19 protein-coding genes are annotated in these 24508 nt (G+C 71.4%); 10 read left to right on the plus strand and 9 right to left on the minus strand.

Translation table 11 applies throughout. The features are described 5' to 3' along the window. Positions 1-4 precede the first annotated feature (4 nt). Entirely contained in the window at positions 5-1501 is a 1497-nt protein-coding gene (locus ACO2TI_RS13075; RefSeq protein WP_423284865.1) for a vWA domain-containing protein, read from the minus strand. Positions 1502-1652: 151 nt separating this feature from the next. Here ACO2TI_RS13075 and ACO2TI_RS13080 point away from each other — a divergent pair, with 151 nt between their 5' ends. Continuing rightward, positions 1653-2276 (plus strand): sigma-70 family RNA polymerase sigma factor, encoded by a 624-nt coding sequence (locus ACO2TI_RS13080; protein ID WP_423284866.1) that lies wholly within the window; start codon positions 1653-1655, stop codon positions 2274-2276. After that, on the plus strand, positions 2273-3262 hold the full coding sequence (locus ACO2TI_RS13085; protein WP_423284868.1) for a hypothetical protein: 990 nt from the start codon (positions 2273-2275) through the stop codon (positions 3260-3262). The genes ACO2TI_RS13080 and ACO2TI_RS13085 overlap by 4 nt, the downstream gene beginning before the upstream one ends. Positions 3263-3272: 10 nt before the next feature. Here ACO2TI_RS13085 and ACO2TI_RS13090 read toward each other — a convergent pair whose 3' ends face one another. Next, entirely contained in the window at positions 3273-6806 is a 3534-nt protein-coding gene (locus ACO2TI_RS13090; RefSeq protein WP_423284869.1) for a hypothetical protein, read from the minus strand. Between the two features lie 182 nt (positions 6807-6988). Between ACO2TI_RS13090 and uvrA the strand changes: the two genes are divergently transcribed. Further along, the gene (gene uvrA / locus ACO2TI_RS13095) at positions 6989-9895 is read left to right on the plus strand and encodes an excinuclease ABC subunit UvrA (protein ID WP_423284870.1); all 2907 of its coding nucleotides are present in this window, start codon (positions 6989-6991) and stop codon (positions 9893-9895) included. A gap of 9 nt (positions 9896-9904) precedes the next feature. Here uvrA and ACO2TI_RS13100 read toward each other — a convergent pair whose 3' ends face one another. After that, complete coding sequence (locus ACO2TI_RS13100) at positions 9905-10969, minus strand: STAS-like domain-containing protein (RefSeq protein WP_423284871.1); 1065 nt, start codon at positions 10967-10969, stop codon at positions 9905-9907. A gap of 151 nt (positions 10970-11120) precedes the next feature. Here ACO2TI_RS13100 and ACO2TI_RS13105 point away from each other — a divergent pair, with 151 nt between their 5' ends. The 3 genes from ACO2TI_RS13105 to ACO2TI_RS13115 all read left to right on the plus strand — a co-directional run bounded on the left by ACO2TI_RS13105 (position 11121) and on the right by ACO2TI_RS13115 (position 15168). Continuing rightward, on the plus strand, positions 11121-11732 hold the full coding sequence (locus ACO2TI_RS13105) for a 2-hydroxychromene-2-carboxylate isomerase (RefSeq protein ID WP_423284873.1): 612 nt from the start codon (positions 11121-11123) through the stop codon (positions 11730-11732). Further along, the gene (locus ACO2TI_RS13110) at positions 11732-12628 is read left to right on the plus strand and encodes an amidohydrolase family protein (RefSeq protein ID WP_423284874.1); all 897 of its coding nucleotides are present in this window, start codon (positions 11732-11734) and stop codon (positions 12626-12628) included. The genes ACO2TI_RS13105 and ACO2TI_RS13110 overlap by 1 nt, the downstream gene beginning before the upstream one ends. Before the next feature lie 80 nt (positions 12629-12708). Continuing rightward, positions 12709-15168, plus strand: a complete 2460-nt coding sequence (locus ACO2TI_RS13115; RefSeq protein WP_423284875.1) for an ATP-binding protein — start codon at positions 12709-12711, stop codon at positions 15166-15168. 102 nt (positions 15169-15270) lie between these two features. Here ACO2TI_RS13115 and ACO2TI_RS13120 read toward each other — a convergent pair whose 3' ends face one another. Further along, positions 15271-15684, minus strand: coding sequence for an SWIB/MDM2 domain-containing protein (locus tag ACO2TI_RS13120; RefSeq protein ID WP_423284876.1), 414 nt, complete (start codon positions 15682-15684; stop codon positions 15271-15273). Positions 15685-15971: 287 nt separating this feature from the next. Here ACO2TI_RS13120 and ACO2TI_RS13125 point away from each other — a divergent pair, with 287 nt between their 5' ends. Further along, on the plus strand, positions 15972-16475 hold the full coding sequence (locus ACO2TI_RS13125) for a MarR family winged helix-turn-helix transcriptional regulator (RefSeq protein ID WP_423284878.1): 504 nt from the start codon (positions 15972-15974) through the stop codon (positions 16473-16475). Positions 16476-16533: 58 nt separating this feature from the next. Next, the gene (locus tag ACO2TI_RS13130) at positions 16534-16965 is read left to right on the plus strand and encodes an organic hydroperoxide resistance protein (protein ID WP_423284879.1); all 432 of its coding nucleotides are present in this window, start codon (positions 16534-16536) and stop codon (positions 16963-16965) included. Between the two features lie 52 nt (positions 16966-17017). Here ACO2TI_RS13130 and ACO2TI_RS13135 read toward each other — a convergent pair whose 3' ends face one another. Beyond that, entirely contained in the window at positions 17018-17983 is a 966-nt protein-coding gene (locus ACO2TI_RS13135; protein WP_423284881.1) for a TerC family protein, read from the minus strand. Between the two features lie 182 nt (positions 17984-18165). Between ACO2TI_RS13135 and ACO2TI_RS13140 the strand changes: the two genes are divergently transcribed. Then, positions 18166-18522 carry a phage holin family protein gene (locus ACO2TI_RS13140; protein WP_423284882.1) on the plus strand — a complete coding sequence of 119 codons (357 nt, stop codon included), beginning with the start codon at positions 18166-18168 and terminating at the stop codon, positions 18520-18522. A gap of 16 nt (positions 18523-18538) precedes the next feature. On the opposite strand, the gene ACO2TI_RS13145 is transcribed toward ACO2TI_RS13140, so the two are convergent. Beyond that, positions 18539-20185, minus strand: a complete 1647-nt coding sequence (locus tag ACO2TI_RS13145) for a M48 family metalloprotease (RefSeq protein WP_423284884.1) — start codon at positions 20183-20185, stop codon at positions 18539-18541. 15 nt (positions 20186-20200) lie between these two features. Further along, positions 20201-20998 (minus strand): TfpX/TfpZ family type IV pilin accessory protein, encoded by a 798-nt coding sequence (gene tfpZ, locus ACO2TI_RS13150; RefSeq protein ID WP_423284885.1) that lies wholly within the window; start codon positions 20996-20998, stop codon positions 20201-20203. Between the two features lie 57 nt (positions 20999-21055). Between tfpZ and moaC the strand changes: the two genes are divergently transcribed. After that, positions 21056-21577, plus strand: a complete 522-nt coding sequence (moaC, locus tag ACO2TI_RS13155; RefSeq protein ID WP_423284887.1) for a cyclic pyranopterin monophosphate synthase MoaC — start codon at positions 21056-21058, stop codon at positions 21575-21577. 7 nt (positions 21578-21584) lie between these two features. Here moaC and ACO2TI_RS13160 read toward each other — a convergent pair whose 3' ends face one another. Together ACO2TI_RS13160 and ACO2TI_RS13165 are read right to left on the minus strand one after the other, a co-directional pair. Beyond that, positions 21585-23312, minus strand: coding sequence for a Wzy polymerase domain-containing protein (locus ACO2TI_RS13160; protein WP_423284889.1), 1728 nt, complete (start codon positions 23310-23312; stop codon positions 21585-21587). Position 23313: 1 nt separating this feature from the next. Next, positions 23314-24447, minus strand: coding sequence for an MraY family glycosyltransferase (locus ACO2TI_RS13165; protein ID WP_423284890.1), 1134 nt, complete (start codon positions 24445-24447; stop codon positions 23314-23316). Between the last annotated feature and the right edge of the window lie 61 nt (positions 24448-24508).

Below are 24508 nucleotides of genomic sequence, written 5' to 3' on the forward strand. Positions count from 1 at the left end.
CCGCTCACGATCGCGACAGGCGCGCCATCTCCTCGCTGACCAGGCGCACGACCAGCCTGTCGAGCGTCTGCACCGAGTAGTTGCGCACGTCGTGCGGCGTCTGCGTGCCCGGGCCGCTGCCCGGGTCGCTCGCATCGCGGTAGGTCAGGAACACGAAGCGCCCCGCGGTGTATTGCGCGAGCTGGCGGAACACGTACTCGCCCACCGGATCGAGCCCGCTCGCACCCACCGCGAACAGCTTGATGCCCTTGGCGAGCGCGGCCTGCATGTCGGTGTCGTACTGCGGGCCGCCGTAGTCCAGGTGCGGCGGCGCGTCGGCCACCAGCACCACCATGCGCGCGGCGTCGGCGCGCCAGCTCAGGCCGTGCACGACCTCGTGCAGCGCCTCGTTCAGCGCCTCGGGCATGTCGCCGCCGCCTTGGGCCTGCACGCGCGCGAGCACCTGCTGGAACGCGCCCAGGTCGTCCGTGAAGTCGTGCATGCGCGTCAGGAAGGCGTCGCCGCGGTCGCGGTAGGCCACCAGGCCCCAGCAGATGTCGGGCTGGCCGGGCAGCTGCGCGATCTGCTGCGCCATCGCGCGCATCGAGTGCTTGAGCTTGGCGATCTCGTCGCCCATCGAGCCGGTTGCGTCGATCAGGAACACCAGGTCCAGGCGCGGGCGCTGGGCCGCGGGCGCGGCGCCAAGGCGCACCTGGACCGCCGCGCGATCGCCGCGCACGAGCACGGCGCGCGCCTGCTGCGCGCCCTTGCGCACCGCGATGCCGAGCTGGCGATCGCTGTCTTGCCCCGCGAACGCGCGCGGGTGCAGCCACACGCGGCCCGCGGTGTCGGTGCGCGCCCAGGCCAGCGGCTCGGCAACGCCGGCGCGCTGCACCGCGACCTCGGCGTCGTGCACCGGGCGGCCTGCGGCGTCGGTCACTTCGAGCAGGTAGCGCTCGGAAACGTCGCGCTCGCGCACCGCGAGGCCGGCGTGGCGACGCCGGTAGGCGAGGTACTCGCCGAAGTCGGCGTTGTCGTCGACCACGCCGGCGGTCACCGTCTCGCGCGGGCGCGTCGGCATGCGCTGCAGTTCGGCCTGCGCGGCCGGGGCGGCGGGTACCGCGCGATCGGAAGCAGCATCGGCGCGCGCGGTCTTGGCGGCTTCGCGCGCGTCGACCGCTTCGGCGACGGTGCCCGCCGCGGCGGCCGAGCGCTCCTCGCGCCACGGCGACGGGAACCGGTTCGCCGCCGCGCCCGGCACCTCGCGCGTCGTCGGCTGGCGGCGGCAGTGCTGCGCCCGCGGCGGCTCGAAGCCCGGTGCGCCGAAGTCCGGCGCGGGCGGCCGCTCGGGCTGCCAGGCCGGCGGCCAGTCGGGCGCGGCGCTCGGCGACGCGGCGCGTGCGAGCGGGTCGTCGAGCGCCGCGGCGCAGGCGACCAGCAGGCCGATCGCGGCGAGGCCGGGCCAGGTGAGCCAGCGCCAGGCGGCGCGGCGATGCTGAAGTTGCGGTGCGTTCAGTGCCATGGAATCTCCGATCGCGGTCGTGTGGACGGCAGCTGATACGGCCCGCGCCGCGCGACGGGGTGAAATGAATTCACCCCGTCGGCCCGCGTGCCGCGTATCAGCCCTGGCCCCCGAACCCGATGCACCAACGATTTGGCAGACTGCCGCCGCGATGGACCCCACCGACGAGCCCGACGACGACGCCCTGATGGCCGCCTACGCGCGCGGCGACGCGGCCGCGTTCGAGCGACTCTACGCGCGCCACCGCCAGGGCCTGTACCGCTTCGTGCGGCGCCTGCTCGGCAGCGCGCATGCCGCCTCGGTCGACGAGGTGTTCCAGGACACCTGGCTGCGCGTCGTGCGCGCGCGCACGCGCTGGCAGCCGCAGGGCGCGAGGTTTCGCACCTGGCTCTACACGCTGGCCCACCACCGTGCGATCGACCTGCTGCGCCGCGGCGGCCGCGAACTCGCGCTCGACGCCTTCGAGTCCGACGACGGCGAGCCCTGGTCGCCCGAGGCCTGCGCCTGGCAGCACTGGCCGGCGCCGGCCGGCGCCGCGCTGCACGGCGACGAACTGGCGTTCTGGCGCCGCGCCGGCGAACGGCTGCTGCATTGCCTGGAGCAGCTGCCGCTGCCGCAGCGCAGCGCCTTCTTGCTGCATCACGACGACGAGCTGCCGCTGGCCGAGGTGGCGCGCGCGCTCGAGGTCGGCTTCGAGACCGCGAAGACGCGGCTGCGCTACGCGATGAGCAAGCTGCGCACCTGCATGGGCGCGTACCTGGCGCCGCAACGATGACGAACCGCCCCGACGAACCTCACGACGACTGGCTGCGCGCCGCGCTTCGCCATGCGCCGGACGCGCAGGTCGAGCCGCCCGAGGCGCTGAGCGCCGCGATCCTGCGCGCGGCGCGCGATGCCGTGCGGCCGCAGCGGCGTGCCAGGCCCTGGCGTGCCGCGCTGCGCGCCGCTTGGGGGGCGCTGGCGCGCCCGCCGGTCGCGGCCGGCCTGGCCAGCGTGATGCTCGCGACCGTCATCGGCGTGATGTGGATGGAGCGGCCGCAGGAGCTGCACGAGGCCGCGGCGCCGACGATCGAGCGGTCGACGCAACGGCCGCCGCAGCCTGCGGTTGAGGCGGCGCGCGAGCCGGCGCGCGCGACCTCGCCGCAGCCCGCGTCGGCGCCCATCCAGGCGGCGCCGCGTCAGCCGCAACAGGCGCCGAAGCCGAAGGACGAGCGGCGCGCGAGCGCGGCGCCCGCGCCGGCGTCCGTGGCCGAGAAGGCTGCCGTTGCGCAGGACGCTGCGCGACGCAGCGCCGACGCCGCCAAAGCTGCCGAAAGCGAGGCTCGGGCCGACGCGTCCGCCACGCCGAGCCCCGCCTTGCAGCGCGCCCCCGGTGCGGTCGCCGGTCGCGCCGCGCCCGCGCCGCAGGCACAACAGGCGGGCGCGCCGTCGCTGGTCACCGGCTGGCACGACGCAATCGCGCGCGAGCCCGGGCGCTGGCGCTGGTCGCTCGCCGGCGGCGCGCCGCAGCCGGTCAACGACGCGCTGCGCGGCTGGCTCGCGCAGCTCGCGTCGGCGGCGCGCGACGCATGGCATCCGGCGTCAGGCGCCGGCTTCAACGGCGAGGCGATCGAGCTGTCGCAAGACGGCCGCCCGGTCGGCACGATCCGCCTCGACGCGCAGCACGTGCAGGCGATGCAGGGAACGCGCGTCGAGCAGGCCGAGCTCGGCGGCGCCGAGGCCACCGCGCTGCGCGACGCGCTCGCGGCCCTGCCGCGCTGAACGAGCGGCATCAGGCCCCGGCGTTCAGCGCGACGAGGTCGCCGCCGCCAGCCAGCGGGCTCGGCGGCAGCCACAGCTCGATCACGCGCTGGCCGCTGGCGCGCTTGAGCACCGCGGGCAACGGGCGGATCCACACCTCGGGCGGGAGGCTGTCGTTGCGCTCGCTCTGCCGCGCGTCGGCAGACGGCGCGAGGCTCGCCTGCACCAGCGCCTGCAGTGCCCGTGCGCAGGCGGCGGACGCCGCGTCGTCCTGGTGCACGACGAGCGTCGGCACCGGCCACGGCACCGGCTTGCGCGCGCCGCGCAGCTCGGCGCTGCGGCCGACGTTCTCGACCGGCGGCACGGTCAGCCCGTCGAGGCGCTGCAGGGCCTGGCGCAGGCCCTGCGCCGGACGCTGGCTCGCGTCGTCGTAGACCTGGATGTAGACCGCCAGCGGGGTCGGACCGGCGCAGGCGCGCACGATCTCGGCTTGCAGGAGCTCAGCCCGGGCCGCGCCGGCGCCCGGCCCGGGCTGGGGCAAGGGCAGCGAGGCGACGTCGCTCGGCGCCTCGCCGGACAGCTGCGAGCGCCAGCGGTCCGCCAGCGCCGCGAGGCCCAGGCCGCTCGTCGTTGGCGCCCAGTAGTTCAGCGCGGTGTCGACCGGCACCGCGCGCAGCAGCTCGCCGCACAGGCCGTTGTCGGCGTGCTCGCGCGCGACGCGGCAGCTGTCGGAGGCTTGCACGGGGCGCTGGCATTCGTCGCGCACGCGCTCGATCATGCGTGCGATGCCGGCGCGCTCGAGCGGCAGGAAGGCCGGGTGCTCGCGCAGGTCGCTGAGCATGCGCACCTGCACCGCCGAGTGCTCGGCCAGCACCGGGCAGCTGCCGTCGAAGTCCTTGAGCATCGCCGACGTGCCCTCGAACAGCCGGCGCAGCTCGGTGCGTTCGGAGATGCGGTTCTGCTGCACCGTCTCCTGCAGCTGCCACAGCGACAGCAGCAGCGTGCCCGAGGCGCCGATGCCCAGCGTCGCGCCGATCGCGGTGGCGCGCGCCGAGCGCCGCCACAGCGGATTGCTTGGCGCTCCTTCGGGTGCGGCGCTGCCGTGCAGGCGCGCGGCCACGGTGAGCGGATGGTGCGCACCGCGCAGCCAGCCCGGCAGCTGGCACAGCCAGGCCTCGTTGAGCTGGCGGCCGAAGTCCTCGCCGAGACGGTGGTAGCTCTCCCATTGCGCCTCGTCGAAGCTCTGGTCGCCGGTGGTCTCGTGCGGAAAGCTCGGGCGCCGCTGCGCGTAGGCGAGCAGGTCCACGTCGAGCGCGTCGTGCAGGTTGGGCTTGACGACGAGCAGGGTCGCCTCGCTCGCCGGGCGGTCGGGCTCGGCGCGGTAGCGCACGCGCGCCAGCAGCAGGCCGCGCGAGGAATGGTTGTCGGCCATCTGCTCGGGCGACAGCACCGTGAGGTCGGTGCGCGCCAGCGTGAACAGGCGCGCGGCCTCGTCGCGCGTGTAGAACTCGATCTCGGCGCCGAGGTCGATTCGCGCCTTGCGCACCAGGTTCTCGAGATCTCCGAAGTTGTAGTCCGCATCGGCGCCGCAGTCGGCGACGACGATGAACTCGCAGCGACGCTTGAGCAGCGGATAGACGCCGGTGTTCTCGAAGTGCCCGCCGTCGGAGAGGTACCACCACGGACGCGACGGCCCGAAGAACGCCGCCGTGCCTTCCGACCACAGCATCACCGGCTTGACGACGCGCTTCCAGAGCCAGCCGCGCAGGCCGTCGACCTCGGGCTGCGGTGCGCGCATCCAGTAGCCCAGCCGCACGCCGAGGAAGTACAGCAGCGCGGCCCAGCCGCGCGAGGTGTAGGAGCCCGCCCCCGGTGCGGCCGCGGCGCCCGAGACCGCGATCCAGCGCCCGAGCGTGCCGGCGTCGGCACCGCTGGTTTCGTCGATCGGGATCCAGCGCTCGGGCCCGACCTCGAAGCCGCGCCAGGTCGCGGTGACGAGGGTGCCCTTGCGGTCGGCGTTGAACAGGCCGGAGGCGTCGTCGTGGGTCTGGTTGAGGCAGACGTTGATCAGGTGGATCGGGCCGCCCGCGGTCTCGGGGCGGTAGCTCAGCAGGCCGGTGTCGTCGCCCGGCACGACCTCGGTGACGTCCTGCCGCGCCTCGGGCTCGACCTCGGCGTCCTCGGCCGCGCGGATCTGGCGCACACGCGGCACGATGCCGCGCGCCGCGTTGCCGACCGCGAGGTAGGCGCGCGTGAGCCGCGCGCGGTAGAAGCTGTGCAGCGACGAGGCGTTGGCCATCTGCTCGTTGCCGGCGGTCAGCAGCAGCCACACGGCGCACGCCAGCAGCAGCACGACCGCGCGCGTGATCGGCGCCAGCGGCGCCAGCCACGCGACCGAACGCGGCGCGAACACCAGCCACTGCACCAGCACCAGCCACGCGCAGGCCAGCACCGCGACGCCGACCAGCCCGGCCAGGTTGACCAGCTTGGGGCCGATGGCGCGCAGCGAGTTGGGCTGGGCGCGCTCGGACAGCTGCAGCAGCGGCTGCGCCAGCGTGCGCATCACGAGCACCGTCAGGCCGCCGACGCCGATGCCGCCCCAGACCCAGCGCTCGCCGGTGTGCAGCGCGGCCAGCACTTGCCAGCTCGCGAGATCGAGCGCGCCGAACAGCAGCATCGCGCCGGCCACCAGCGTGACCGCGCGCAGCGAGAAGGTCAGCCGGTGGCGCAGTCGGGCGACCGCGAGCGACGCGGTCTCCCCGGTCAGCACCAGGCGCAGGTGGGCGCCGACCAGGCCGACCGCGCACGACGACACCGCGATCAGCACCAGCGCGGCCGGCCGCAGCGCCACCGACGGCCCCGGCAGCGGCGGCCGCGAACCGAGCCACACGCCGGCCAGCAGCGCGCACAGCAGCGCGACGAAGGCCGCGTCGCGCCACGGCATCGCGACGCGGCGCCGACCCGGGTCGGCGTTGTCGCGCGCGATCCAGTAGCCGGCCATCAGGCCGGGCGCCACCGCCAGCCACAGCGCGACCGCGAGCGGCCACCACAGCGTGAACCACGGCTGCCAGGCTGCCGGACTGAAGGCCGCGCCGAGCGAGCTCTGCCACAGGTGCGGCGCCATCACCAGCAGCGCGAACGGGATGCACACGAACATGAACTCGCCATGGATCGCGATGAAGGCGCGCAGGTAGCTGACGATTGCCACGCCGACATCGCGCGATCCGCTGGGCGTGAGGTAGCGGCCGTTGCGGCGCAGCCAGGCGAGCACCGGCGAGTCGGTCGCCGCCAGCAGCGCCTGCGCGCCGGCCACGCCGGCCAGGCTGACCAGGCGGCCGAACATGCCGCCGCAGTAGCCGCCGCCGGAGACGGTGGAGAGGTAGTCGATGCGCGCGAGCTGCCCGCGCTGCGCGAGCCCGCGCAGCAGGCCCAGGCAGAAGGTCGCGCTGCGGATGCCGCCGCCGGACAGCGCGAGGCCCACCACCGGGGCGTCGGCCGGCACGCCGGCCTGCGCGCGGCGCGCGGCCAGGCGCGCGGCTTCGTCGGCTCGCAAGGCGTTGTCCATACGAGTCCCCCAACGGCGCCGGCTTGAGGATGCCGGTTGCGGCCGACTCTAGGCGCGAAGTCCGATGCCGCCATCCCACGCACTAGGTAGGGTCCGCGCGGTATGGCTCCCTCTCCCGCAAGCAGGAGAGGGAGCAAGTTGGGCCCGCTCGCTATGATGGCCGGTTGCCTTTTTCCGCCGCCATGGACCGCCGCACGCTGCCTTCGCTCGAGACCCCGCTGATCAAGGTGCGCGGCGCACGCACGCACAACCTGAAGAACGTCGATCTCGACATCCCGCGCCATGCGCTGGTCGTGATCACCGGGCTGTCGGGCTCGGGCAAGTCGAGCCTCGCGTTCGACACGCTGTACGCCGAAGGCCAGCGCCGCTACGTCGAGAGCCTGTCGGCCTACGCGCGGCAGTTCCTGCAGCTGATGGACAAGCCCGATGTCGACGTGATCGAGGGCCTGTCGCCGGCGATCAGCATCGAGCAGAAGGCCACCAGCCACAACCCGCGCTCGACCGTCGGCACCGTCACCGAGATCCACGACTACCTGCGCCTGCTGTACGCGCGCGCCGGCACGCCGTTCTGCCCCGACCACGGCCTCGCGCTCAGCGCCTCGAGCGTGAGCCAGATGGTCGATGCCGCGCTCGCGCTGCCCGAGGACACGCGGCTGATGGTGCTGGCGCCGGTGGTGCGCGACCGCAAGGGCGAGTTCACCGAGCTGTTCGAGGACATGCAGGCGCGCGGCTACGTGCGCTTTCGCATCGGCTCGGGCGGCGAGGCAGGGCAGGTGTTCGAGGCGGCCGACGTACCCAAGCTCAAGAAGACCGAGAAGCACGACATCGACGTCGTGATCGACCGCCTGCGCGTGCGCGCCGACGCCAAGCAGCGGCTGGCAGAGAGCTTCGAGGCGGCGCTGCGCATCGCCGACGGGCGCGCGATCGCGCTGGAGCTCGATACCGGGAAGGAACACCTCTTCTCGAGCAAGTTCGCCTGTCCGATCTGCAGCTACTCGATCGCCGAGCTCGAGCCGCGGCTGTTCTCGTTCAACTCGCCGGTCGGCGCCTGCCCGCACTGCGACGGTCTCGGCGAAGTGACGGTGTTCGACGCCGAGCGCGTGGTCGCATTTCCGTCGCTGAGCCTCGCGAGCGGCGCGGTCAAGGGCTGGGACCGCCGCAACGCCTACACCTTCTCGATGCTCGAAAGCGTCGCACGGCATTACCGCTTCGACCTCGACACGCCGTGGGAGCAGCTCGCGAGCGAGCATCGCCAGGTGCTGCTGCACGGCTCGGGCGAGACCGAGATCGTCTTCACCTACAGCGCCGAGGGCGCGAGCGGCAAGAAGCGCAGCGTCAAGCGATCCCATCCCTTCGAGGGGATCCTTGCGAACTACGAGCGCCGCTACAAGGAGACCGATTCGGTCGCGGTGCGCGAGGACCTGGCGCGCTACCTGAGTGCCAAGCCCTGCCCGGACTGCCACGGCACCCGCTTGCGCCGCGAGGCTCGTTTCGTCAAGCTGGTGGACGCAAAGACCGGCGAGGCACGTCCGATCTACGAGGTCTCGCACGCCACGCTGCGCGAGGCGCGCGACATCTTCGCCTCGCTGCAGCTCGAAGGCGCCAAGGCCGAGATCGCCGACAAGGTGGTGCGCGAGATCGCCTCGCGCCTGAGCTTCCTCAACGACGTGGGGCTGAGCTACCTGAGCCTGGACCGCAGCGCTGACACGCTCTCCGGCGGCGAGGCGCAGCGCATCCGCCTGGCCAGCCAGATCGGCTCCGGCCTGACCGGCGTCATGTACGTGCTCGACGAGCCCAGCATCGGCTTGCACCAGCGCGACAACGACCGGCTCATCGCCACGCTCAAGCACCTGCGCGACCTCGGCAACAGCGTGCTGGTCGTCGAGCACGACGAGGACATGATCCGCGCCGCCGACCACGTAATCGACATGGGTCCGGGCGCCGGCGTGCACGGCGGCCGCGTGATCGCGCAGGGCACGCCGGCCGAGGTGGCCGCAAGCGAGGAGAGCCTGACCGGCGCCTACCTCGGCCAGCGGCTGGCGATCCCGGTGCCGAAGCGGCGCCACACGCTGGCCGAGAGCACCGATGCGCGCACGCTCAGGATCGTCAACGCGCGCGGCAACAACCTCAAGGGCGTGACCGCCGAGATCCCGGTCGGCCTGTTCACCTGCGTGACCGGCGTGTCCGGCTCGGGCAAGAGCACCCTGGTCAACGACACGCTGTACGCCGCGGTCGCGCGCCGGCTCTACCAGAGCCACCTCGACGCCGCGCCGCACGACGAGATCGACGGCATCGACGCCTTCGACAAGGTGATCAACGTCGACCAGAGCCCGATCGGCCGCACGCCGCGCTCGAACCCGGCCACCTACACGGGCCTGTTCACGCCGATCCGCGAGCTGTTCGCCGAGGTGCCCACCGCGCGAGAGCGCGGCTACGGCCCCGGGCGCTTCTCGTTCAACGTGGCCGGCGGGCGCTGCGAGGCCTGCCAGGGCGACGGCGTGCTGAAGGTCGAGATGCACTTCCTGCCCGATGTCTATGTGCCCTGCGACGTCTGCCACGGCAAGCGCTACAACCGCGAGACGCTGGAGATCCTCTACAAGGGCAAGACGATCTCCGAGGTGCTGGACATGACGGTCGAGGACGCGTTCGCGTTCTTCAGCGCCGTGCCGAGCATCGCGCGCAAGCTGCAGACCCTGCTCGACGTGGGCCTGGGCTACATCACGCTGGGCCAGAGCGCGACCACGCTGTCCGGCGGCGAGGCGCAGCGCGTCAAGCTCGCGCTCGAGCTCTCCAAGCGCGACACCGGCCGCACGCTCTACATCCTCGACGAGCCGACCACCGGCCTGCACTTCGCCGACATCGAGCTGCTGCTCAAGGTGCTGCACCAGCTGCGCGACGCCGGCAACACGATCGTCGTGATCGAGCACAACCTCGACGTCATCAAGACCGCCGACTGGCTGGTCGACATGGGCCCCGAAGGCGGCTCGGGCGGCGGCGAGGTGGTCGCCGCCGGCACGCCGGAAGCCGTGGCCGCCAACCCGGCGAGCCACACCGGGCGCTACCTGCTGCCCTTGCTGCAGCGCGCCTGAGCGCGGCGCTCAGCGCGCCCGCGCGCGCCGGATCATCGGCATCACGCCTGCACCGGCGTTGATGGCGCGCAGCTCGATGGCGGGATGCTGCTGGGCAAACACGCGGAACAGCTCGTCGGCGAAGGCCTGCCCGATCTCGGGCACGCCGGCGAAGTCGAGCTCGACGACCTTGAACCGGTCGATGCGCGAGATCAACCGCTTGGCCTGCGATCGGGACAGCAGGTTCTCGTTGCCCAGACGCGCCAGCCGCACCGGAATGACGGTGCGGTCGAACGTCAGGTCGTCCGGCGCGCCGGTCGTGTAGTGCTCGAGCAGGCTGCGCAGCTCGAGCGCCGAATCGAGCCGGATCGCCATGCGCACCGCCGTGCCGCGCCGGTCGGCACGCCCACCGGGATCTTCGCCCGGCAGCTCGACCGGGCGCTCGGCCTCCCGCTGTCCGCGCTCGGGGTTGTCGCGTTCGTAGACCAGTCCGTTGGCTTCGAGCCGAAAGACGCTGAAGGCGCGCGAGGTGAAAAAGATGCCTTCGCCCGAGTGACGGGCCGGATCGGTGGTCACGCGGCCCTTGGACAGTTCCAGCAAGGCAAGACGGCGATCGGACAGCTCCAGGGCTTCACCGACGCGCTCGAAGACGCCGATGCCGTCGTCCACCACCTTGAGATAGAGGAACGATCCGGCCACCTCGCAGCGCACCGTGACCTGCGTGCCGCCCGAGTGGTCGTTCGCGTTGTTGAGCATCTCGGTGAAGCCGTAGTGCACGACATTGCGCAGGTTCGCGGCGAGATCGAGCAAGGGCGCGAAGTCCTGTTCCCAGGCCAGCGACTCGTCCAGGCCGGGCAGCGAATACCGACGCTCGATGCAGCGGCTCGGCCCCGGCCGGAACACCGGCCGCGTTCGACCACCGCTGCGCACGATGAAGCCCTCGGCTTCGAGACGCCGCACCGCGGGCGCCGCGGCCGCCCGGGTCACGCCGAAGCGGGCCGACAGCGACTGGGTGAAGTCCTTCGGATGCGCGCGCACATGGGCCGTCGCCCAGCGGCGCAGTTCGTCCGGATCCAGCAGCAGGGGACGAGGCATCGGAATGAAAGTTGACAATGAGACGCGGATTGTCAAGTTTGACCGACGGCGCCGCAACGGCAATGACCCTGCGGCCGCACGGCCCTCGCGCCATGGCGCACGCGCCGCACGGCATCTGGCTAGACTGCCCCGGCGCCAAGGAGACCGCTGTATGAGCCAACCGACGATCGACTACTACTTCGCCCCCCAGTCGCCCTGGACCTATCTCGGCCACCTTCGCTTCTGGGACATCGCGCGCAAGGCCGGCGCGAAGATCAACGTGCGCCCGGTCGACCTCGGCGGCAAGGTGTTTCCGGTCTCGGGCGGGCTGCCGCTGGCCAAGCGCGCGCCGCAGCGCCAGGCCTATCGCCTGCTCGAGCTGCAGCGATTCGCCGAATGGCTGCACGTGCCGATCAACCTGCAGCCGAAGTTCTTTCCGGTCGCCGGCGACGACGCCGCGAAGCTGATCATCGCGGTCGACCTGCGGCTGGGCAGCGACGCCGCGATGGCGTTCACCGACACCGTGCTGCGCGGCGTCTGGCAGCAAGAGCGAAACATCGCCGACGAGGCCGTGCTCGCGCAGATGCTCGCCGAGCGCGAGCTGCCGGCGGCGCTGCTGGAGGACGCGCACTCTCAGGCGGTGCACGAGCGCTACGAGCTCGACTCTCAGCAGGCCGTCGACGCCGGCGTGTTCGGCGCGCCGAGCTACGTGCTCGACGGCGAGATCTTCTGGGGCCAGGACCGGCTCGACTTCCTCGAGCGCGCCCTCGCGGCGAGGCGTTGATGTTCGCGGGCGCACCGGTCCGCCGACGAGCGCTGCTGGCAGCGCTCGCCGCGATCGGCGCGCCGTCGGGCCTGCTCGCACAGGCCGCGCCGGCAGCCTACGCCGGCCCGCTGTTCGATGCGCATCTGCACTACAACGACGACGCGCAGGCGCCCTATCCGCTGCCCGCTGTGCTGGCACGCTTTCGCGCCAGCGGCGTGCGCGGCGTGCTCGCCAACAGCCGCCCGAACGACGGCACCCGCTCGCTGGCCGCGGCGCGCGAGGCGATGGCGGCTGCCGGCGTGCAGGTCGTGCCGTTCATCCGCCTGTACCGCCATCGCGCCGACTACGAAACTTGGCACAAGGATCCGGCCATCGTCGAGATGGTCGAGCGCGAGCTCGCGCGCGGCACCGAGGCCGGCCCCTACCGCGGCCTGGGCGAGTTCCACCTCTACGACAGCCTGTTCGCCGACAACGCGACCGCGCGCATGCTGATGCGCCTGGCGCAGGAACGCGGCCTGGCGGTGCTCGCCCACTGCGACGACATCGCCATCGAGAAGCTGTTCGCGCACGCGCCGCAGGCGACGTTGATCTGGGCCCATACAGGCATCGGCGGCGTGCCGATCGAGCGCGTGCAGGCGCTGCTGGCCGCGCACCCGACGCTGCTCGGCGAGCTGAGCTACCGGCCTGGCCTCACGCTGGGCGGGGGACGTCTCGCGCCGTCATGGCGCACGCTGCTCGGTGCGCAGCCGCAGCGCTTCCTGGTGGGGTCGGACACCTGGATCAACGCGCGCTGGGACGGCTACAACGCGCTGATGGCCGAGGCGCGCGCATGGCTGGGCGACCTGCCCCCGGCCGCGGCAGGGCGCATCGCCTGGGGCAACGCGGCCGCGCTGTTCGGCCTCGTACCCCCCTGACCCTGACGGGCGCCGCATGACAGCACCGCCCTGCGGGCACAGAATGCCCGCTTCGGGTCTTCCTCGGATGTCACGGGACCATGACCACCGACATGCCACTCGCGGGCACGGCTGACCGAACGGCCATCGTTCGGGCACTGCGCCCCGAATGTGCGGGCGATCGCGATGCCAGCCTCCAAGCGCTCGTGCGCGCCGCGGCGCGGCTGGCAGCCACGCCGATCGCCGCGGTGACGGCGATCGACGACCGGGCGCAGCACCTGCTCGCCTGCGTGGGCATGCCGAGCGACAGCCAGTCGCTCGACGAGGCCTTCTGCACCCATGCGATCGAGCAGGATGCGCTGCTCGAGGTGCCCGACACGCTCGAGGACCCGCGCTTTGCCGGCATGCCCGGCGTGAGCGGTGCCGTGGCGCTGCGCTTCTATGCCGGACAGCCGCTGACGGTGGCCGCCCAGCGCATCGGTACGCTGTGCGTCGTCGACCGCGTGCCGCGCCGGCTCGACGCCTCGCAACGGCGCGACCTGGCCCAGCTCGGCCACGCGGTGGCCGAGCTGCTCGACTCCCGGCTGCACCTGAGCGCGCGGCGCGAACGCGACGCGATGCTGCGCCAGCTGTCGGCACAGGTGCCGGGCGTCATGTACACCTACGAAGAAGATGCGCAAGGGCAGGGGCGCTTTCGATTCATCAGCGACGGCATCGAACGCGAGCTCGGCGTCACACCGGCCGCCGCGATGGCCCATCCCGATCGGTTGTTCAGCCTGGTCCACCCGGACGACGTGGCCGCGCTGCGCGAGGCGCTGGCGCAGCATCGGCGCGACCTCACGCCGCTGGTGCACGCCTACCGGCAGCGCCGCCCCGACGGCCAGTGGTGCTGGATCGAGACGCGCGCGTCGCCGCAGCGCCTGCCCGACGGCGGCACGCGCTGGCACGCGTTCAGCACCGACGTCACCCGCCGGCGCAACACGGCCGAAGTGCTGCGCCGCACCGAGGAGCGCTGGCTGATGGCGGCCGCCGCCGCGGGCATCGGCATTGCCGAGGTCGACACCGTCAGCGGCGAACTTCGCCTCGATGCGCGCGCCTGCGCCAACCATGGGCTGCCGTATCCGCATCCCCGCTTCACGCTGGACGACTGGCTGGCCACGATCGACGAGGCCTGCCGTGCCCGCGTCGCGTCGGCGCTGGACGGCGCGATCCGGCACGGCGAGCCGCTGGAGCAGCGCTTCCCGATGCAATGCCCCGACGGACAGCGGCGCTGGCTCGAGGTGGTGGCGCGCGCCGGTCGCACGGTCGACGGCCGCGCGACCTCGCTGGTGGGCACCTGCCGCGACGTCACCGCGCAGGAAGAGGCGCGCCAGCTCGCGCGCGCCAAGGCCGAGGCCGAGCGCGCCAGTCGTGCCAAGACCGCCTTTCTCTCGCGCGTGAGCCACGAGCTGCGCACGCCGCTCAACGCGATCCTCGGCTTCGCGCAGCTGATGGCGCTGGACCGCGACCATCCGTTGCAGGCAGCGCAGGCCAGCCGGCTCGCCGGGTTGCGCCGCGCCGGCTCGCACCTGCTCGAGCTGATCAACGACGTGCTCGACCTCAGCCGCATCGAGCGCGAGGACTTCGGCCTGCGCGCCGAGCCGGTGGAGGTGCAGGCCGTCATCGCCACCTGCGTCGAGACGGTGCAGCCGCTGGCGGTCGACCGCGGCATCGCGCTGCATGCGCCGGCCGGCGGCGAATGCCACGTGCTGGGCGATGCGCGCGCGATCGAGCAGGTGTTGATGAACCTGCTGTCCAACGCGATCAAGTTCAACCGCATCGGCGGCGAGGTGCGCGTGAGCGTCACGCGCGAGGGCGATCGCGCCCGCATCGCCGTGCGCGACACCGGCACGGGCATCGAGCGCGCCGCGCAGGCGCGCCTGTTCCAGGCCTTCGAGCGGCTCGGCGCCGAGCGCAGGCGCATCGAAGGCAGCGGGCTCGGGCTGGTCATCGCGCGCGAGCTGGCCGAGGCCATGGGCGGGCGCATCGACGTCCACAGCGAGCCGGGCGCCGGCTCGACCTTCACGCTCGAGCTGCCGGCGAGCACCGCCGAGCAGGCGCCGGCAGCCGCCGCGGCGCAGCCGCCCGCCGAGCCGGCACCCGCGCCGGCCGCGGCGGCCGCCGGCGAGCGGCGCGTGCTCTACATCGAGGACGAGGCGCTGAACCAGTTGCTCATGCAGGAGATCTTCCGCGCCTGCCCGCAGTGGACGCTGAGCCTGGCCGACAGCGGCGCGCAAGGGCTGGCGCTGGCGCGCGACCTGCGCCCGGACCTGCTGCTGATCGACATGAACCTGCCCGACGCCGACGGACTGGCGCTGATCGCGCGGCTGCGCGCCGACCCGGCCACCCGCGAACTGCCGTGCATCGCCGTCTCGGCCGACGCGATGGGCGACCAGATCGACGCGGCGCGCGCGGCCGGCTTCGACGACTACTGGACCAAGCCGGTCGACGTGCACCGCGTCATCACGGAGCTGTCGCGGCGGCTCGGCGAGGCGCCGAAGTCGCCGTCGGCCGCGCGCTGATCCGGCGCGCGCTGGCACCGTCGGGCAAGAAAAAAGCCCGGCAGTGCCGGGCTTCTTGCCTTGCAGCGCGACAGCGGCCCCACGGGGCCGCCGCGCTCTCGCTCACTTCAGGTGGGCGTTGATGATCTTGGTCATCTCGAACATGTCGGCCTTGGCCTTGCCGAAGATCTCCTTCAGCTTCGCGTCGGCGACGATCACGCGCTTTTGCACCGCGTCCTGGAGCTTGTTCTTCTTGATGTACTCCCAGACCTTCTTGGTCACGTCGGTACGCGGCAGCGGCTTGTCGCCGACGATCGCGGCCAGCGCGGCGCTCGGGGTCATCGCCTTCATGAAGGCGGCGTTCGGCGTGCGCTTCTTGGCCGGTGCCTTGGCGGCGGCCTTCTTGGCCGGAGCGGCCTTCTTCGCAGGAGCCGCCTTCTTGGCCGGAGCCGCCTTCTTCGCAGGGGCGGCCTTCTTTGCCGGAGCCGCCTTCTTCGCCGGCGCCTTCTTGGCGGCGGCCTTCTTCGCAGTTGCCATGTTGAATTTCTCCATCAATTGGTTGACTGATGTGCCGGGCCCCGGGCGACAGCCGCATGAGCTCTCATTCTCACAACGACCCTGCGACGCGGATGGTACTGCGCGCCTGCTGAAAAAGTAAGCCGTTTCCTCTGGGAAAACACGTATCCGTGCGCCTTGGCGGGCCGTTTTGTGGCCGCAAGGCGTCAACCACGTGCGTTTTGCCGCTTCGAGACAAGCCCCTGTCAGCATTGTTGGCAATTGAATTGCGCGCAATTTAATTGCGAATGCATCGTACAGTTCGCCCCATGGCAAGCAACCGCCCCCCACTGCGCAGCGTGCGCTCGAGCGCCGCGAACAACCCGCTGGCGCTGGATCGCCAGCTGTGCTTCGCGCTGTACTCGACCTCGCTGGCGATGACGCGGCACTACCGCCCGCTGCTCGAGGCGCTGGGCCTGACCTACCCGCAGTACCTGGTGATGCTGGCGCTGTGGGAGTCCGACGGCCAGGTGGTCTCCCAGCTCGGCACGCGCCTGTTCCTCGACTCCGGCACGCTGACGCCGCTGCTCAAGCGGCTCGAGTCGCTGGGCCTGATCGAGCGCCGGCGCGACCTGGCCGACGAGCGGCGCGTCGTCGTCAGCCTGACGCCCGCAGGCCACGCGCTGCGCCGTGAAGCGCTGGGCGTGCCGGTGGCCCTGGCGGCCGGCAGCGGCTGCACGCTCGAAGAGATCGACGAACTCACCGCCATGCTGGGCCAGCTGCGCGCCGCGCTGCTGGCCGGGCCGGGCGCCCCGATCCCCACCGCGGCTTGAGGTCGCAAGACCGCCGCATTCACTTCCTCGTTTCACTTCCTCGCACAGGAGATTCCCGATGGCTGTCACGAAGCTCGACAAAGTCCTCTACACCGCCGAAGCCAAGGCCACCGGCGGGCGCGACGGCCGCGCCGTCACCAACGACGGCAAGCTCGACGTCAAGCTCGGCCTGCCCAAGGAGATGGGCGGCAACGATGCCGGCACCAACCCGGAGCAGCTGTTCGCCGCCGGCTACTCGGCCTGCTTCCTCGGCGCGATGAAGTTCGTCGCCGGCCAGAAGAAGATCACGCTGTCGCCCGAGACCTCGATCACCGGCCGCGTGGGCATCGGCCCGATCCCGCAGGGCTTCGGCATCCAGGCCGAGCTGAACGTCTCGATCCCCGGCATGGCCCGCGCCGACGCCGAGGCACTGGTCGAGGCGGCCCACCAGGTGTGCCCGTACTCGAACGCGACGCGCGGCAACATCGAGGTGACGCTGAACGTGGTCTGATCGAGCACGCGGCAGCTTGAACGAGAAGGGCGGCCTGCGGGCCGCCCTTCGTTCATTCCGGCTGCGCCTTGATGCGCGGCGCGGTCTTCACGCTCCATAGCATCGTGATCGCGAGGATGCCGACCACGACGCCGAGCGACAGCAGCACCGGGATCTTGACCACGTCGATCAGCAGCATCTTGGCGCCGATGAAGACCAGGATCACCGCCAGCCCATAGCTGAGCAGGTGGAACTTCACGGCCATCGCGGCGAGCAGGAAGTACATCGCGCGCAGGCCGAGGATCGCGAAGATGTTCGACGTGAGGACGATGAACGGGTCGCTGGTGATCGCGAAGATCGCCGGGATGGAGTCGACCGCGAAGATCACGTCGGTGATGCCGACCAGGGCCACCACCATCAGCAGCGGCGTCGCGATGCGCCGGCCGTTCTCCACGGTGAAGAACTTTTCGCCGTCGAAGGCACGGCTGACCGGCAGCAGGCGGCGCAGCAGCTTGAGCGCCGGATTGCTCTCCAGGTCAGGCTCCTGGCCGGCGGCCCACCACATCTTGATGCCGGTGACGAGCAGGAAAGCGCCGAACACGTACAGCAGCCAGTGGAACTGCGCCAGCAGCCAGCCGCCGACCAGGATCATGACGGTGCGCAGCACGATCGCGCCGATGATGCCGATCATCAGCACCCGCTTCTGGTAGGCCGGCGGCACCGCGAAGTAGGTGAAGATCATCAGGAACACGAAGATGTTGTCGACCGCGAGCGACTTCTCGATCAGGTAGCCGGTCAGGAACTCGAGTGCGCGCGTGTTGGCCAGCGCGACGTCGCCGGTGGAGTCTTTCACGGCCCACCAGAACAGGCCGTTGAACGCCAGGCTCAGGGCGACCCAGACCAGCGACCAGTTCAGGGCCGCCTTGACCGTGACCTCGCGCGCGCCCTGCTTGCGCAGCACGACGAAGTCGATGAAGAGGGCCGCGAGGACCGAAGAGACGAAGACAAGCCAGAGCCAATCCGGCGCGATCGTGTTCATGCGCACTCCCAATGGGGGTTGATGAGAAGACGAGGGCGCCGAAAGGTCTTGCGAACCAGGGGGGCTGGTCCTGCGGTCCCGGGCACCCGGCGTTGCGCCGCGTGCCGTACTGACGGGGGGCCGCGGCCACGGGCGTGGCGTGCTACTCCCCTTTCGACAGGCGCGATTGTATCCTGCGCGCCATGAAAACCCTTGTCCGTTGGCTGCTGCTGGCCGCCGCCTTGCTGCTCGTGGCCCACCTGTACTCCGGCGTCACGGTGCAAAGCTTCGGCTCGGCAATGATCGCCGCGCTGGTGCTGGGCCTGTTCAATGCCATCGTCCGGCCGATCCTGGTGGTGCTGACGCTGCCGGTCACGGTGGTCACGCTGGGCTTGTTCCTGTTCGTGATCAACGCGCTGATGTTCTACTGGGCCGCCGGGCTGCTCGACGGCTTCCAGGTGCGCGGCTTCGGCGCCGCGGTGGTCGGCTCGCTGATCTACAGCGTGTGCGGACTGGTGATCGACGCGGCGCTGGAGCGGCTGTTCAAGAGCGCCGACTGAGCGGCGGCTCCAAGGCTCAGCGCGGGATCGGCCGGTCTTCCGGCGGCGGCGTGGTGCGGCCCTCTTCGGCCCACTCGGCACGGCGCTGCGCCTGCAGCTCGCGCAGCCGCGCATCGATGACCGAAGCCTCGATGTAGTCGGCCGAGCTCGAGCGCGTGAGGCGCTGGCCGGCGCGCAGCCTTTCGATCGCACCGGGCAAGTCGCCAATGGCGGCACGGGCCTCGGCGCCGGCGCGCACCGCGCGCAGCCGCTCGCCCAGGCGCTCCCAGAATTGCGCCAGCAGCTGCCATGCGCCGGCATCGGCAGGATGGAGCGCGACCCACGTCTGCAATCGATCGGCGGCCGACTTCTGCTGCTCGGCCGTGCTGCCGGGCACCAGCGCGCGCTGGGCCGAATAGAAAAGCACCGGGCGCGACTCGCGCGCACCCAGCGAGCGCGAGAGCGTGTCGACCAGTTCGCCGGTACGCGCCGCGGCGGCGGCGTCGCCGGTGTTGGCGCGCGCGATCAACGCCTCGGCGGCCAGCAGGTCGAGCACGCGCGTCGCGGCGGCATCGCCCGCGGCGATGGGCCGTGCCACCGCGAGCGCCGCTTCGGCGCGCGACCAGTCCTTGAGCAGCACGGATGCCAGCGCGGAAGCGTAGGCCGCAGCGAGCCGGTCGCCGGGCGTGCCGGCGCTCGACGGCGCGCTGGCCGCGTCGCTCGCCTGCTGCCGCTGCAGCGCATTGGCGGTCGGATCCATCAGCACGCGCGCGCGCGCCTGCATCAACGCGTGCACCAGCGGGCGCGACGGCATGGCGAGGCTGCCGGCGTCGACGCCCAGGCGCGCGCGTGCCTCGCCGATGCGCTCGGTGCTCAGGGGGTGGGTGCGCAGGTAGGGGAAGTTCTGGCTGTCGTTGAGCCGCGAGGCGCGCAGCAGCGTCTCGAACATCTGCGACATGCCGGTGGCCGCATAGCCGGCACCGGTGAGGACACCGAAGCCGATGCGGTCGGCCTCGCGCTCGAAGTCGCGCGAGTAGTTGAGCTGGCCCTGGGCCGAGACCGCCTGGCCGCCGGTGATCAGCGCATTGGCCGCATCGGCGCTGCGGCTCGCGGCGATGATGCCCAGCAGCAGGCTGGCCATGCTGATCAGGGAGGCGGTCTTGCCGGCGCTGACGCTGCGCGCGATGTGGCGCTGCGTCACATGCGACAGCTCGTGCGCGAGCACCGAAGCCAGTTCGTCCGGCGAGTGCGTGGCCGACAGCAGGCCCAGGTGCACCCCGACCCAGCCGCCCGGCAGCGCGAAGGCGTTCACCGACGGATCGCGCACCAGGAAGATCTGGAACGCGAAGCGGTCATCGAGCTCGGCCGTGATGTTGCCGGCCACGCGCGAGGCCTGCACCAGCGGTCGCCAGATGCCCCGCAGGTACTCCAGCAGCACCGGGTCGTCGAGGTACTGCGGGTCGCGCCAGATCTCGCGCATGATGCGGTCGCCGATCTTGCGCTCGTAGTTGATCGGCACGTCTTCGGAGGCGCTGTCGCCCAGGGCCGGCAGCGCGTTGGAGGCCTGGGCGCGCGCGTCGGCCAGCAGCGCACCGGTACCGCCTGACAACAGCGCAGCCGACATGGCGAAGACGGTGGCGCGCGCCGCGAGGCGACGCAGCGAAGGCACGCGGGAAAGGGACATCGAGGCGGGTTTGGTTCAGAAGCCGTCGAACGGCGCGTAGCCGACGATGGCACCGGTGTTGCGGTCGACCAGGGCGACCCAGTCGCTACGTCGACTGATCATCGGCAGGTAGCCGAGTTCCGAGGCGGGGCGGCCGGTGGTGGCGATGGCGGCGGCGAGGTCGGCCTCGCGACCGGGGTGGCTGGTGAGGAGACGCTCGAGCGGGAGCATGTTCCCGGCCAGCGCCGCGGCGGTGCGCTCCGGCGGCAGCCAGAGTTCGGGTCGCGCACCGATATCGATGCCGGCGAAGGCCAGCTCGATGGCCTTCATCTGCTCGCCGGGATCGGTCGGCGACTGCGCCGCGACGACGAGCCGACCGGTCCAGGGCAAGCGGCGCAGGCCTTCTGGCGCCTTGGCGAGCCCGTCGGCGTCGAGGTCGATCGCGCGCACGACGCGCAGGCGGGCACCCTCGAGCGCCAGCACGACCGGGCGCGCCTGCGCCAGCGTGTGAACGCCGTAGACCAGCGCCGACAGCTGCAGCGCGGCGATCACGGCCAGGTCGCGCACCAGCTCCCGTCGCGGCTTGCGCAAATCGAACACCGCCAGCGTGATCAGCGGGCCGATAACCACGTCGACGGCGACGATCAGCAGGAACAGCTCGTCGCCCCCGGAGATCTGCCGAAACGGCGTGGGGTACCAAAGGCCGAACACCAGGGCCGCGCAGGCCAGCGCGACCAGCGCCGACAACGCAAGGTGGATCAGCGCCGCGCGCACGCGACCACGCAGCGTGGAAGCGAAACCTGCGGACGGCAGGGTGTCGGCAGCCTGATTCATGTCCTGAGACGTCGCCTGTGAAGCCAGCGACTATGATGCCAGCGCCCCTGTATCCCGATGTTGCTGCTCGCCGTGTCCTCGCCTTCCACGCCCGCCGCCAATCCGCTGACGCACTTCGACAGCCAGGGCCAGGCCCACATGGTCGACGTGGGCGCCAAGCCGGCCACGCACCGCGTCGCGGTGGCCGAGGGGCGCATCCGCATGCTGCCGGCCACGCTCGATCTCATCGCGCAGGGCACGGCGAAGAAGGGCGACGTGATCGGCATCGCGCGCATCGCGGCCATCCAGGCCGCCAAGCGGACCGCCGAGCTGATTCCGCTGTGCCATCCGCTGCCGCTCACGCGCGTGGCGGCCGAGTTCGAGCTGGATGTCGCTGCATCGCTGGTTCGCTGCATCGTCACCGCAGAGACCGTGGGCGCGACCGGCGTCGAGATGGAGGCGCTGACCGCGGTGCAGGTCGGCCTGCTCACGATCTACGACATGTGCAAGGCCGCCGACCGCGGCATGGTGATCGACGGCGTGAGGCTGCTCGAGAAGCGCGGCGGCAAGTCGGGCCACTGGAGGGCGGCCGGCGGCTGACCGCGACTCAACGCAATACGCGGTCGATGTCGCGCCAGGTCAGCGGTACAGACTGCGTGTTGCATTGCCAGGGCGGCTCCGGTGTGTCGCAATTCTTGAAGTAGGCCTGCGCATCGGGCCGGCGGAACTCGCGCAGCCGCTGCGCGGCATAAAGCGCCTCGGCGTCGCGACCGTTGGCCTTGAGCGCCTCGATGGTGGCGATCAGCAGCCGCACATCGACGAGCTGATGCACGGGCCGGTGGAACGTGGCCAGGCGCTGGTCGCGCGGCGGCGTCGTGACCGCCGCGTAATCGGCATGGTGGCCGAACAGCAGGCTGCGCTGTCCGCGCTCGATGCGCTCGGCGAGCGGCGCTGCATCGGCAGGCGGCGAGAAGATCACCTCGATGCGTCGATGGTCCCAGGCGGCGTACAGCGCGCCGATGATCATCAACGCAGCTGCCGCTTGCATGAGCCTCGGCGGCCACACGGAGAGCGCATCACCAGCGCTTCGCCGCGGCGCGCTGCCGATGAACAGCCCCATGGCCCACGCCGCCGGCAGAAGGAAGTAGGCATACCACAGCGGGTACTCGAGCAAGCTGTGGACACCCAGGACCACCAGCATCACGAACGCAGCACGCCCAGGATGCTGCGCGTCCATCGCCTGGCGAGACGCCCACGCACCGCGTGCCCGCCAGAGCGCCCAACCGACCAAGCCCAACACGGCCAAAGTGGCCGGAACGCCGATCTCCACGGCCAGCTGCAGCGGGAGGTTGTGCGTGTGATCGAAGAACGCGACAGGCCGGTCGGGAAAGGGCGTGAACGTCCAGGCGAAGTTGAAGTTGCCCCAGCCGACGCCGGTCCATGGGTTCTGCGCGATCAGCACGGCGGCGTTCTTCCAGATGGCGAAGCGCGAGCTGCTGATGTCGGCGGACGATTGGAGTCGGTCCGCGGCGTAGAAGTGCTGGCTCGCGAACTGCGCCCAGGCGGCTAGCAACGCCCAGAACACCAGGTAGGCTAGCGGCGTGAATGCCAATACGCGCCGTGCGGCACGTGGCAGCGAGCGATCGACCACGGCCCACGCCAGCAGCACGGAGAGCGACAATGCACCGGTGCGCGACGCACTCAGCGCCACCGCAAACACCATCGCGGTGATCGAGCCTCCCGCCAGCCAGGGCCGCAGGCGACCGACACGCCAGAGCCAAGCGGTCCAGACGATGGCGCACAGCAGCGCCGTGGCAAGGTGATTGGGCTGGCGCATGTTGCCGACTGCGCGGCCGGCGGTCCCGCTGGCGGCGACCAGCCAGCCGTCGGCGAGCGACGGGGCAAAGTACTGGACTGCGGCGATGACCGCGCTCAGGCCGCCGGCGATCCACCATGCGTGTCCCATCGCGAGCAGTGGTTCGTCGGACTGGCCCACGGCCTGGCTTGCCGCCACCACCACCAACGCGGCGGCCAGCACACAAGCCGCCGCCGCCTGTGACCCGAGCGCCACCAGCGCCAGCCCGCCGAGCGCCGCCAGCACCGGCCAGATCCCGTACCAGGACACCGCCAACGATGGTCGTGCCGGCCGAGGCCACCAAGCACCGGCCAGCACCGCGCCCCAGCCGAGCGCCGCGGCGGCCTGGTTGTAGAACACCGCGTCCGGCACCGATGACGGCGCCAGCAGGAGCGGCGCCGCCACGGCCAGCATGAAGACCGCGCCGGCGGTCCACCGCCTGGCGACCTCGGCGTCGTCCGGCTCGTCGTCCAGCGTCACGTCAGAGATCGTCCTTGAAGCGACTGAGCAGGCCGCCGCGCCGTCCGCGCACCATCAGCCAGCGTGGCGCGCGGAAGCGCACCAGACTTAGGTAGAGCCACACGTAGAGCACGCAAAACACGGCGACGAACAGCTTGAGCAGCGTGGGCTGGCGCCAGAACAGCGTCGCCGGCAGCGCCGCGAGACTGGACAGCAGCCAGAGGTAAGGGGCAGTGAGGCTGTTGCGCAGCGTGAGGCTGGCCGCGTCTCGGCGCCCGACCGCCCAGCGCACCAGGCGACGAAACACCAGCATATGAAGGTGCAGGCCGTCCGGGATACCGGGGCTGTGGCCGCGCACGATGCGCTTGCGCCAGATGGAAAACAGCGTCTCGAAGACTGGGTAGATGGCCAGCAGCAACGGATACCACGGCGATACCTCGTTGGCGTGCCGGGAGACGAGCAGGAAAGACAGCACGGCCACCAGGTAACCGAGAAAATAGGCCCCGCCATCGCCCAGGAAGATCAGTCCCCGCGGCCAGTTCCAGACGAAGAAGCCCATTAGTGCGCCCGTACCGGCCAGCGCGACCGACACGACTAGGTTGTCGCCCACTTGCCAACCTACATAGCTCAGCGACAGCAGCATCACCGATACGACGACGGCCGTGAGACCGTTGTAGCCGTCGATGATGTTCACTGCATTGGCAACGCCACCGGTGGCGATCATGGTGAAGGCCAGACTGAACACCGTGTAGTTCATCAGCCAGTCGAGGACTGGCAACTCGACCGACTTGAGCTGAGCATCGAGCATAAAGAAGGCCATGGCGCCGCTGACCATGGTCGCCGCCAACCGCGTGGTCGCGGAAACACGCTTGGTGAGGTCCTCGAGCAGCCCGGCAGCGAAGGCGGGCAGGCCGCACAGCAACACCAGCAAGAGTTCAGCGTGCGGACCTCGACCGGTGAGGCCCACCCAGCACACCAGCGCGGACAGTCCGCCGGCGATGCACACTCCGCCCACGCGCGGAACCGGGCGCGCGTGGAACTTCTGCACGCCGCGCAGTTCATGATCGTGCCACGCGGCATGCCGCCCGCGAGAGCAGGCCAGGATAACCGCCGCGATGGCGAGCGACACCAGCAGGGCGATGGCTAAACTCGTCACGGTGCTCCTCGCCTGGAGGGCGCACCAGCCGTATCAGAGCGGACTGCCCGTTTCAATCGCC

The sequence above is a fragment of the Caldimonas sp. KR1-144 genome (assembly GCF_049446155.1).
Classification (GTDB): Bacteria; Pseudomonadota; Gammaproteobacteria; order Burkholderiales; family Burkholderiaceae_C; genus Rivibacter.

Bases quoted from the DNA above. Each gene is read 5' to 3' on its own strand.
- ACO2TI_RS13075 (WP_423284865.1), bottom strand. From the start codon at position 1,501: ATGGCACTGAACGCACCGCAACTTCAGCATCGCCGCGCCGCCTGGCGC.
- ACO2TI_RS13080 (WP_423284866.1), top strand. From the start codon at position 1,653: ATGGACCCCACCGACGAGCCCGACGACGACGCCCTGATGGCCGCCTAC.
- ACO2TI_RS13085 (WP_423284868.1), top strand. From the start codon at position 2,273: ATGACGAACCGCCCCGACGAACCTCACGACGACTGGCTGCGCGCCGCG.
- ACO2TI_RS13090 (WP_423284869.1), bottom strand. From the start codon at position 6,806: ATGGACAACGCCTTGCGAGCCGACGAAGCCGCGCGCCTGGCCGCGCGC.
- uvrA (WP_423284870.1), top strand. From the start codon at position 6,989: ATGGACCGCCGCACGCTGCCTTCGCTCGAGACCCCGCTGATCAAGGTG.
- ACO2TI_RS13100 (WP_423284871.1), bottom strand. From the start codon at position 10,969: ATGCCTCGTCCCCTGCTGCTGGATCCGGACGAACTGCGCCGCTGGGCG.
- ACO2TI_RS13105 (WP_423284873.1), top strand. From the start codon at position 11,121: ATGAGCCAACCGACGATCGACTACTACTTCGCCCCCCAGTCGCCCTGG.
- ACO2TI_RS13110 (WP_423284874.1), top strand. From the start codon at position 11,732: ATGTTCGCGGGCGCACCGGTCCGCCGACGAGCGCTGCTGGCAGCGCTC.
- ACO2TI_RS13115 (WP_423284875.1), top strand. From the start codon at position 12,709: ATGACCACCGACATGCCACTCGCGGGCACGGCTGACCGAACGGCCATC.
- ACO2TI_RS13120 (WP_423284876.1), bottom strand. From the start codon at position 15,684: ATGGCAACTGCGAAGAAGGCCGCCGCCAAGAAGGCGCCGGCGAAGAAG.
- ACO2TI_RS13125 (WP_423284878.1), top strand. From the start codon at position 15,972: ATGGCAAGCAACCGCCCCCCACTGCGCAGCGTGCGCTCGAGCGCCGCG.
- ACO2TI_RS13130 (WP_423284879.1), top strand. From the start codon at position 16,534: ATGGCTGTCACGAAGCTCGACAAAGTCCTCTACACCGCCGAAGCCAAG.
- ACO2TI_RS13135 (WP_423284881.1), bottom strand. From the start codon at position 17,983: ATGAACACGATCGCGCCGGATTGGCTCTGGCTTGTCTTCGTCTCTTCG.
- ACO2TI_RS13140 (WP_423284882.1), top strand. From the start codon at position 18,166: ATGAAAACCCTTGTCCGTTGGCTGCTGCTGGCCGCCGCCTTGCTGCTC.
- ACO2TI_RS13145 (WP_423284884.1), bottom strand. From the start codon at position 20,185: ATGTCCCTTTCCCGCGTGCCTTCGCTGCGTCGCCTCGCGGCGCGCGCC.
- tfpZ (WP_423284885.1), bottom strand. From the start codon at position 20,998: ATGAATCAGGCTGCCGACACCCTGCCGTCCGCAGGTTTCGCTTCCACG.
- moaC (WP_423284887.1), top strand. From the start codon at position 21,056: ATGTTGCTGCTCGCCGTGTCCTCGCCTTCCACGCCCGCCGCCAATCCG.